The sequence below is a fragment of the Legionella antarctica genome (genome assembly GCF_011764505.1).
In the GTDB taxonomy this organism is placed as follows: domain Bacteria; phylum Pseudomonadota; class Gammaproteobacteria; order Legionellales; family Legionellaceae; genus Legionella; species Legionella antarctica.
Map to the genome: position 1 here is coordinate 1,025,041 of NZ_AP022839.1, position 10,381 is coordinate 1,035,421.

A 10,381-nucleotide genomic window follows, 5' to 3' on the forward strand; every position below is an offset into this window, starting at 1 on the left:
ATTGGAAACGTACTGCTTTAGTATGTGAAATGCCCTGAAAGGCACTGTTATGAATGTAGGCATCGTATCCTGTCAGAATCGCCGGGTAAGTGTCTGCCACTGAGCCCGGACTAATCCGAGCCGCGCGCGTCAGCAAGCGGAATTATCTCGAGATGCTTATGTGGTGCATGGAACCTGCCGCACTTTAAGTAAGATTAATTCAGCCAATGATGGCATTTCAAATTTTTTAGTCACCCTATCGTAAATATACTGATAAACGTTAACTTTCAGTTTTCTGGCCGTCTGTACAATCGTGGCAAACGTATCCTTTGATTTGGTGCCATTTTGGGAGACCGTTTGGAGATTGATGTCGCGTATCCTTGCTTGAAACCGTGTCCCTAATTCAGAGGCATTGTTGTGCAATGGCAGAAATGGATGGTCTAACACCAATAATAACGCTTGTTTTTTAGCACGTGTCTTTGCAATGCGTTGATCTAAAACATCATAGCCTGTCGTGGTTGCGAACAAAGTATCAAATTGCATTGATAGTTGTTGGGCCATTGATTGAGATGGAGCCGTCTTGTAAGTCAATAATGCATGGTAGAAATCCCATAATTGCTCAAGAAATACAGCCAATATATTCTGATTCATATCTGAGAATGGAGTGAGTTTTTTATAATGACGACCTTCATGGATCCAGCACAGCGCATGATGTAGGGCCAATTTATTAAACTGAGGCGCATCATCTGTCATTAAATAATGGATGAAGTATTTCGAGTGCTGATAATAGGCAAGAGCTGCTGACTCAAGAATTATGCGTCGATTCGTGCTGTGTTTTTTTGGATTTGGAAAAAGTGTTCCCATCAAACTATCGATTGATTCACGTGTGAGGGGTTGTGCATGCAGCATTGGTTTAATTTGATCCAACCATTTTTTTGCGAGACCAAACTCATCCATTAACTCATAAGCCTCCTGATTAAACATAAACTTTAATTGGTCTCGACACAGCAACTCCAATAAGGTCAAGCGATCTTTTTTACGACGAGTGAAGTATGCTGTAAAAAAGTCATTACATAAAACATGGGTGTAGTGATTTTTGCCGTTAACACGACTGCCTGTGTCATCCATCTGCTGGTACAAGCCTGCGTTGCTACCGGCATCGACAATATCTTCTTTTTCCTGATGAAAAATATCATTGCCTTCTGTCAGCATGGAAGCAATTTTACCATGTGATATTTGAATACCACATGTTTTTAAAAAGCGCTCAATGGCGCTCTCCGTCATCCCTGCATCACGGTATAATGTGATGACCAGCGCTTTAACCCCAGGACCAAATTCACTGCCCTTATATTCGCCAGGAATCGGCGCAATAAAGGTTTTTTTCAAAGATGGTGAGTAATACGTTTCCAGCTTGAATTCAACATTATCCGTGATGATTTTTAGATCCTGGATGATTCGAATCTCAAAACCCTTGAACTTGGCGTCATCTGGCAGCGTTGCTTTGTCCAGAGCAATCGTAACACGTCTATCAATACGTACGTTTTTTTTGTCTTTGCCTGTGTTTTTATTGTTCCCTTTACCACGTTTATTGCGATCTCCTTCAGATGAATGATTGGAATTGCCTGTATTATCGCCATTGCTACCTTTGGATTGACCGCGAATATTAGGTTTGCCCTGTTCACCCTTAAGGCGGTTTATCTCATCACGTAATACTTGGTTTTCCTCTCTGAGCAAAGCATTTTCTTCGGCAAGCATTTCGACCAAATTAACCAATACCTTAATGATAGTCACGGCCTTTTTGTCGGCAAGACTATCGATATCTTTTGTTAACTCATCTAAAACTTGTTTGATTTCTTGGCGTTTCATCATCTACCACTGCGTTACTAATGCTGATACGGCAATCATAACATGACTTTTTTTGAACGCATTTTTCGAGTTTTAACGCCACTAAGGGCTAAGAAAAAATCTGACCTCAGGAGGGAGATGTTTTATTAGTGAAAGGGGCTACATTGTGATCTTGGGGATCTTAGGGCATGCATATTGCATGACTTACGTTTGATATGGAAAAACATCAGTTTTACAGAAAAACCGTGTCAATAGGTATTTTGAATATTTTTAAAGAATTCCGCTTGCTGACGCGCGCGGCTCGGATTAATCCGGACTCAGTGGCAGACACTTACCCGGCGATTCTGACAGGATACTAGGCATCGTATAAAATTAAATCATCAGCACCGCAAAGACAAGCAATGGTGCTGAAATTGGTATCATAGCCTGAATTATATATTAATGCTTCCTCAACACCGATGTGCTTTGCAATAGCCTGTTCTAATTCCTGGGTAATTAGTCTGTCCCCGGCAACTAAGCGGCTGGCTGATGCCGATGTTCCATATTGATCAATCGCTGCCTTAACCTGCTTTATAATTTGGGGATGATCAGCTAAGCCAAGATAGTTAAAACTACCAAAATTAATATAGGCTTCACCGCGTAGGATAATGGTATCTGATCCTGCGCTTTCATACGGGTTGCAAAAAACCTTATCTTTTAGTTTAATATTTAGGGATGAATGGTAATCTTTTATTTTATTTATATTTTCGATGCGTGAACAAAACCTTGTCGTTTTTTGAGTGGATTTTTCCTGTCTATCAAGTGACATATAAGTACTGATGTCCCTAAGATTACTCTGCAGACCAAGTCTCTCCAAGGCATACTTGTGCTCATCTTGCCTGAAATATTGGCTTGCTTGAGTCATGAGCTCAGCAAAATGTATTGAATCGAAACCCAGATTCTTTAAAGGAGCGTCAAAAGACAACTTTTCTTTGTCTTTTAACCTCAAAATCGATGCTGCTATTTTTGCCAATTGTTTTAAAGAGGAATTGTCCTTAAGACTATCGTCCTGGTAACTATTTTCTGTTTTTTCTCCAATGCTGTTATCTATTATTACCTGACTGTCTATATCACCTGTTTTAACGCCCTGAGCTAATTTTAAGCGCTGTATCTTGCCGCTGGATGTTTTAGGGATTGCGCTGTTTTTTAAAATATAGATTCGTAACGGTCTAACCGCGTGATAGCTTTCAATGATTTTTTCAACTTTGTCCGCCAGCTCTTCATTCGTTAAGGATATTTTTCTAGGATTAGCCAGAGCAACAGATAAGTGTTCCTTGCTATTCTGTTCCTCTGCAAAAGCAACAACGTGCCCTGGATTTAGTCCTTCAATATTCATAATAATTGAATTCTCAAAGTCGGTTGGGAAATGATTCACTCCGTTGATTATAATCAGCTCTTTTAAACGGCCAAAAACATACAGTTTTTCATTTTCCATCATCCCCAGGTCACCTGTTTTTAAATAGGTTATCCCCTTGATTTCATGAAAGATGCCTCTGTCAACTGGAGCAGAGTTGTTCCAGTATCCTGGGGTAATACTTTTACTCTGCAGCAGAATTTCTCCTTCTTGTTTCTCGTCAAGGATTTCTTGAGTGTCTGGATTAGCAATCAGTGTATCCATCAACGGTTTGCCACAGCAGGCGACTAGTTTTGCATGCCCATTATGAATTATTTCTTTAAAAGCAGGGGGATTAATAACGTCTTCAGTAGAAACAAAAACCGTGGCTTCCGCCAAGCCGTATCCTGGTGTAAAGGCTGTTTTTTTAAAACCGGCAGATGAAAATTTCTTAAAAAAAACTTCGAACGTTTTCTTATGAATAAATTCTGCGCCACATATAGCTATTTCCCATGGACTTAGGTCTAAAGAGGCAAGGTGGTTCTCTTTGATTTTTTCAACACAATAGGCATAGCCGAAATTAGGTGCTGCAGAATAGCGGATGTGATGGTCGGTTATCATCTGTAACCATTTTTGGGGGTAGTGTATAAACATATAAGGCGACATAAAATGAAGGGTTGAACCAGTAAGCAGTGCGGTAAGTATCATAGCTATTAACCCCATATCATGGTATGGAGGAAGCCAACTTCCCATATGGCATGGGGATGATGATAATTGTAACTGGTTGGCACCCAATTGTATGTTGTGCAGTACATTGGAGTGTAAATTTATGACCCCTTTAGGAAAACTTGTTGACCCCGATGTATATTGTAAAAAAGCAATGGGGTGGTAGACAGGTTCAATTATAGGATGAACTTGATCTAGCACTTGTCTATCAACTGAAAAAATGGGATGCTGGGCTATTTCTGATAGCAAGCTATGATAATTGCCTACCTCCTCTGTTGGTTTTTTATCTGGATTTAAGTCGAGATGTGAATCAATTAATATGAGGCTTGGCGTGCAATCAGCAATAATATTTAAAATTTTTGTAGCTAATGTAGCGTTTACTGGCTGAGGGCAGGGCACAGCGATGGCGCCGTTATACATACAGGCTAAAAATGAAAGAATATAATCCATCCCCGGGTGCAGGAGGATGAGTACACGATCACCGGGCTGAATTTTTTCTTTAAGGACAAAAGCTAATTTTCGAACCTCAAGATAAAGTTGTTGGTAACTTAAGCGTTCATCTTCATCTGAATTGTAATGATGCAATGCCTCGTAATTAGCCCTTTTCTCTGTAACTGCAATTAAACGATCGATGATTGATTCTACATTGTTCATGGAAACTCCCCTCTAACGAATACAACCAATATGAATCATAATTAACTTTATTAACTATTTATAGCACAATATTGTCAGTAATAAAGCATATGTGAATGTAAGAAAATTGGATATTTTGTCGGCTCCTGGAGCCTCCCAATTAGTTTTGAGTTTTCCAAAACGAATTCTAAGCCAGTAATATGTGATTGCGCATTCAAAGGGAGGGGGCCGCTCATTAAATCAGAACCGTTGACTTGGGCTCGTATATTAAGGTTTGAGGGTTGGGTCTTTTGCTGTTTAACTTAAAATTCAGGTGCGTATATGGAGGGCGCCAAAATTAAATCCTGCTCCAAAAGAAACCATTATCATATTTTTATTACTGCTCATTTCTTTTTGATAACAATGATAAGTGACAGGAATGCTGGCGTTCACGATATTACCGTGATTCTTGATAATGCTAAACATTTTAACATGTTCAGGTCGTCCGAGTTTATCGTACACTGCATCAGAAATGCGCTGGTTGGCTTGATGTGGAATGATATAGTGTATTTCCTTGCTAGATAATCCGCTTTTTTCAGTAACTTTATCGATCATACTGGTCATTTTATTTACCGCATTTATGAATACCTCTTTACCCAGCATAGTGACATAATGCTCATTGTTTAAAAGTCTCTGGCTAGTCATTGGTATTTCAGAGCCACCTGCTTTAATAAAAAGTTTATCTACACCCGTGCTATCACTACCCAGCACCGTAGAAATGATGCCTTTGTCTGAATGTGAAGATTTTTTTAAGAGAAAAGCACCCGCTGCATCCCCAAAAAGCGTACAAGTGTATGGATCTTCCTGATTAATGATTGCAGACATTTTATCCGAACCAACTACAATCCCAGATTGATATAAACCGGATTGGATAAATGCATTCGCTACCGATAATGCATACAAAAATCCTGAACAGGCTGCCATAATATCAAAACAAAAAACATCATGATTCAAGTCTAGCTTGTTGCAAATTTTATTTGCTGTGGAGGGCAGTAAGGAGTCTGGAGTGGATGTGGCGCATAAAATAAATTCAATTGGCTCACTGTTTCGACTTAATATCGGTTTAATAGCTTCAACGGCTAAATCAGAGGTAGACTGAGTCTCTTCGGCGAGGTGTCTTAATTGAATTCCTGTTCGTTTCTCTATCCAGTTTTTTTCAAGGTTAAATTTCTTTTCATACACATCGTTAGATACTACCTGTTTAGGAACATAGACACTGGAATCAATTATTATGGTTTTCATGTTGCTCCTTTAATAATAATTTTCTCCTCGTAGATTAGAGATATTCTTTTCAAGCTGAATGATTTTATCTTTTAGCTTTGCTATTTCGTTTTTCGAGTTGTTTTGCAACCAGCCAATAATCACAACAGGAGGGACATTCAGCATTAAGGAGATTTCTGCAGGAGTTTTTCCTTCGTTTACAAGTAAATGAAGTGCATATAAACTGATATCTCTTATTTCCGATGTATTCTTTACCATAATATATATCTCTTAATATAAAAACATATTTTTTACATATAGATTATATTTTAGACAATGTAAAGTGGTTCATAGACAAAACAAGGTTCTTGTTTGATAGTAACCGCCATTTTTAATATTAAAAGAGTTATTATGATATCTGGCCGTTTTACCCTAACAGGAACATAAAATGCCGAAGACTCTTTCATCTAATTGATAACTGGAGCCTTGATCGTTAAATAAGCTCTTTCAAAGAATCCGAGTTGCACTAGGCTGCACCCGATATTTGGCAAAGGTACTTATCCCTGCCTTCAAGACCTGGCAGTCAACTCACCGTAAAGAATTCAAATTACCAGATCAAAAGCGCTGTATTACTTTTTCATAGTAGTTCGTGTGGAACAGGTGGAAATAGATATAAAATAACTCTATTATTTATCCCAAGCAGTACCCAAATGTGGAACAAGAAGTAGTTTGGGAACATGGAGTCATTGATTCAAGACAAGGTATGTTCATGGAAAGAAATTCTGCGGCATTTTTCCATGGTCAACCCTTATCCAATAATTTATAAACCATTTAGTGATTTAAGGCCTCGTTTAGGACGAAAAGATGATGCCCCTTGGTATCAATATACCTTTACAGACTAAAATACAAACAAAATTAAGGGAAACAATTATGTCCCACCCTAAAAAAAATAGACTCGTAATTGGCATCAGCGGCGCAACTGGCATTATTTATGGTGTTAGATTGTTAGAACTATTAAAGCAAACTACTGATATTGAAACTCATTTAGTGGTTTCAAAGGCCGGACACCAAACCCGTGCCTATGAAACAACTCTTTCCTCAAGTGGTTTAACTGACTTGGCAGATTTTAATTACAATAATGCTGATATCGCAGCATCGATTTCAAGTGGCTCATTTAAAACCATAGGGATGATCATTGCACCCTGCTCAATGCGGACTCTTGCCGATATCGCTTGTGGAACCACATCAACCCTTATTAGTCGTGCAGCTGATGTAGTTTTAAAAGAGCGTAGAAGACTGGTGGTTATGGCCCGTGAATCACCCCTCAACCTGGTGCACATTGATAATATGAGGAGAGTGACTGAAATGGGCGGCATTGTTGCTCCTGCTTCACCAGCTTTTTATACACAACCCGATTCAATTGATGATCTGATTAACCACAGCATTGGCCGTATACTGGATTTGTTCGACATTGATCTCGATATTGTCAAAAGATGGGAGCCCCCTTTCCATCCAAAATCTTGACAGATATTATTGTTTTTCATCCCCTCTGATATTTTATCTATTTGGGATTCAATTCGATACAATGCCTATGGGTTACTAAAGTTGCGTGATACTAATGGTTGGCAAAGATAAATGGTCCAGACTTAGAGTCTGGATGAAACAACTTGATATTAGTGAGGATGATGTTGTTGAAAAATTTATTGTAGGCAGTGGCAAAGGCGGCCAAAAATTACACAAAACATCCTCCAGTGTCTACTTAAAACATGTTCCTACAGGGATTGATATTAAATGCCAGAAAAGCAGGAGTCGTCAAGATAACCGTTATTTTGCCCGCATAAAATTATGTGAAAAATTACATGCTTCAATAGGTGATGAACAAACCAAAGAACAACAAAAAATTGAAAAACTAAAACGCCAAAAGAAAAGGCGGTTAAGAAGATCAAAGCAAAAGTTGCCAGATAATAAATCGATATAAGGCAACAGAATAAAATACTTTTAAGTTAACGCTGATAGGATCTTATCCCAAGCCAGGTGATCTTGCGGTTAATTAAAATGGTTTTTAGTTCAGGTGGGGGAAAGAGAAAATGGATAATAAGTTGCACGGTGAGTTAACTGTTGAAGAGCGTAATAGAATACAATCTTCTTTAGTTGAAATTTATAAAGAAAAGATTAACTCCAGCCTTAATCCACTCTCATCACAACCCCCATCAATTGGCAATCTAAAGGAAGCAAGAGATCAGCGTCAAAGCACAATTTCAGAAGTTTTAAAGTCACCTGACTTAAACCTTGAAGATTGTCAAAATTTAGACAAAATAGCAGCTCATGCAAACATTAATATAGGCGCGGTTTTCTGGACACAAAAAAAGGTTTTTTAAGAGCTATTCTTCTTAATACAAAGAGGAGAATAAAATGTCTAAAAAGCGAGCTTATTATACGGCGGCCAAGAAGGCAAAAATAACGCTAGCTGCGATTGAGGGGAAACTCACACAAGCGCAAATTACCAGTGAATACGGTGTTCACGCAACGCAGGTAAAAACTTGGAAGCAATCGGCCATCAAAGCCATTAACGATTTATTCTCTGGGGCTAATGAAAAAGAAGCCAAGTCCCAAGAGCAGCTTGTTGAGGCATTATATCAAGAAATTGGTCGACTTCAAGCGCAGCTATCTTGGCTAAAAAAAAAGCATGAACTTTAGTCTGGATGAAAAGCGCGTCATGATTGATCCTCTTGCCGAGCTCACCATTCGTGAACAATGCTTGCTATTAGACTTGCCTGTTTCAAGTTATTATTATAGTGCCAAGCCCATTTCTGTCGAAGATGAAGCGCTTATGGCGCTACTTGATGAGCACTATCTGCAGTATCCATGTGAAGGTAAAATTAAGCGGGCAAGATGGCTGTCAAAAGAAGTAGGCTATCCTGTTGGTAAACGTCGAGTAAAAAAGTTGATGGAAATGATGGGGTTATCGACTGTTTACCCAAAGCCAAATACAAGCGTTCCCAATAAGGAGCATGAGGTGTTCCCTTATTTATTAAAAGAGGTGGATATCACCAAACCAAATCAGGTTTGGGCCGCAGATATCACCTACATCCGCATGAAAGGAAAGCATGTGTATTTAGTAGCTATTATGGACTGGTATAGTCGTTATGTGATTGGATGGGCTATTTCACCTACTATGGAGGCTGAATTTTGTATTGAGGCGCTTAGAAACGCTTTGCTGCATTCGCGTTGTGAGATCTTTAACACGGATCAGGGTTCTCAATTTACCTCAAAAGATTGGATAAATACGCTAAAATCTCACCACATTTCTATCAGCATGGATGGGCGAGGACGTTATTTAGATAATATATTTATCGAGCGATTGTGGCGTAGTGTTAAGCAAGAAAAAATCTACCGGTATGATTTTGATACAATTGAAGAGGTTGAGCTGGCCTTAACGGAGTATTTTGAGTATTATAATAACCGAAGGCTTCACCAGTCCTTTAATTATTTAACGCCCGCAGAGGTGTATTATGGCCGGAAAAGACCATAAACCCTAAATGAGAGCGTCATGACTTACCCACAAGGCCCACAGGCCTATACGAGAAAGTGAAGCTCTCCTGACCTGTGGACTTGTGGATAAGTCATTCTGATAGAGTTGTGGTAAAATGACCTAAGACAATTCGTAGTAGCAATCACTATTCATACGGTATTGAGTAGGTTTAAATAGGTTAATTTGAGTGAATTTTTAACTATAAATGATGGATGAATAGCTCTTATTTTTCCTTAATTTTGTTCCAGACATGCGGACCCATATCACACCGATTATTGTCTGCTCTAATCAGAGTATGGGTACGACCATATAATTTATTATCTTGATTACAATGTGTTAACAAAAAAATTACTTTATTGCATCTGACATAAAAATAGCTGCGATCTGTGGATAAAATTTTCACATGATTAGTGAACAGCAATTGACCCAAAGGAATATTAGTATTAAGTACATCCGCTATTATTTTATTGGGTAACTCATTAAAGTTTATGGTAATAAAAGCTAATACAACCACCATTATTTCACTCTTCTTTTGTGCAAGCCTCACGTCATTTCTGACTTTATTATAATCCAACAGCATTATAATCGATCTGCTATATGTATTATTGCGTTTATTTTTTCTTGCATAAATTGTCTGAATAACGGGTGTTCTCTGGTAATATTCTTCCACTCCTTTTGTCATTAGTGGTTGAGTTAATAAATAACGATAAGGAATTGGCAACATAGACTGATTAACTCTGATAGCTATTTTATCGATATTGGCGAGGCTCTTAATCTTTTGTAGCATGATTTTCGATTGTAGATCTACAGCAATGGTAGCAGTGTGCGATACATGAACAATAATCATGATCAGATAAAAAAAATATCGTTTTTTAATCATATCTCCGCTCTTCTTGACGATTTCATGGTTAGATTCAAAAATTGAATAGTAAATTTTGAGAGTCTATGCTTCCTACTGTTGTTTTTCCTGATCCCATCACCGGACTTTAAATTATGATGCCATATATCAGGTGCAAATTGCTTTTATTGAGCACTCTTTTTATGGATGCTCTATC

General features: G+C 38.4%; 10 protein-coding genes. 5 read left to right on the plus strand and 5 right to left on the minus strand.

What is annotated here, in order from left to right; all coding sequences use genetic code 11:
• Positions 1-156: 156 nt before the first annotated feature.
• The 4 genes from HRS36_RS04975 to HRS36_RS04990 form a co-directional block, all read right to left on the minus strand.
• The gene (locus tag HRS36_RS04975; RefSeq protein WP_173235423.1) at positions 157-1,848 is read right to left on the minus strand and encodes an IS66 family transposase; all 1,692 of its coding nucleotides are present in this window, start codon (positions 1,846-1,848) and stop codon (positions 157-159) included.
• 331 nt (positions 1,849-2,179) lie between these two features.
• Positions 2,180-4,576: an AMP-binding protein gene (locus tag HRS36_RS04980; RefSeq protein ID WP_173236463.1), complete on the minus strand. Its 2,397-nt coding sequence runs from the start codon at positions 4,574-4,576 to the stop codon at positions 2,180-2,182.
• A 288-nt stretch (positions 4,577-4,864) separates the two neighbouring features.
• Entirely contained in the window at positions 4,865-5,836 is a 972-nt protein-coding gene (locus tag HRS36_RS04985; protein WP_173236464.1) for a 3-oxoacyl-ACP synthase III family protein, read from the minus strand.
• Between the two features lie 9 nt (positions 5,837-5,845).
• On the minus strand, positions 5,846-6,073 hold the full coding sequence (locus HRS36_RS04990; RefSeq protein ID WP_173236465.1) for a hypothetical protein: 228 nt from the start codon (positions 6,071-6,073) through the stop codon (positions 5,846-5,848).
• Between the two features lie 651 nt (positions 6,074-6,724).
• On the opposite strand from HRS36_RS04990, the gene HRS36_RS04995 reads away from it, so the two are divergent.
• The 5 genes from HRS36_RS04995 (at position 6,725) to HRS36_RS05015 (ending at position 9,326) form a co-directional block, all read left to right on the plus strand.
• Positions 6,725-7,318 carry a UbiX family flavin prenyltransferase gene (locus tag HRS36_RS04995; RefSeq protein ID WP_173236466.1) on the plus strand — a complete coding sequence of 198 codons (594 nt, stop codon included), beginning with the start codon at positions 6,725-6,727 and terminating at the stop codon, positions 7,316-7,318.
• 94 nt (positions 7,319-7,412) lie between these two features.
• Positions 7,413-7,772: a peptide chain release factor family protein gene (locus HRS36_RS05000; protein ID WP_173236467.1), complete on the plus strand. Its 360-nt coding sequence runs from the start codon at positions 7,413-7,415 to the stop codon at positions 7,770-7,772.
• Between the two features lie 109 nt (positions 7,773-7,881).
• Positions 7,882-8,172 (plus strand): hypothetical protein, encoded by a 291-nt coding sequence (locus HRS36_RS05005; protein ID WP_173236468.1) that lies wholly within the window; start codon positions 7,882-7,884, stop codon positions 8,170-8,172.
• Positions 8,173-8,206: 34 nt separating this feature from the next.
• Positions 8,207-8,491 (plus strand): transposase, encoded by a 285-nt coding sequence (locus HRS36_RS05010; RefSeq protein WP_173235475.1) that lies wholly within the window; start codon positions 8,207-8,209, stop codon positions 8,489-8,491.
• Entirely contained in the window at positions 8,481-9,326 is an 846-nt protein-coding gene (locus HRS36_RS05015) for an IS3 family transposase (protein WP_173235473.1), read from the plus strand. The genes HRS36_RS05010 and HRS36_RS05015 overlap by 11 nt, the downstream gene beginning before the upstream one ends.
• A 223-nt stretch (positions 9,327-9,549) precedes the next feature.
• On the opposite strand, the gene HRS36_RS05020 is transcribed toward HRS36_RS05015, so the two are convergent.
• Positions 9,550-10,206, minus strand: coding sequence for a hypothetical protein (locus HRS36_RS05020; protein WP_173236469.1), 657 nt, complete (start codon positions 10,204-10,206; stop codon positions 9,550-9,552).
• Positions 10,207-10,381 lie beyond the last annotated feature (175 nt).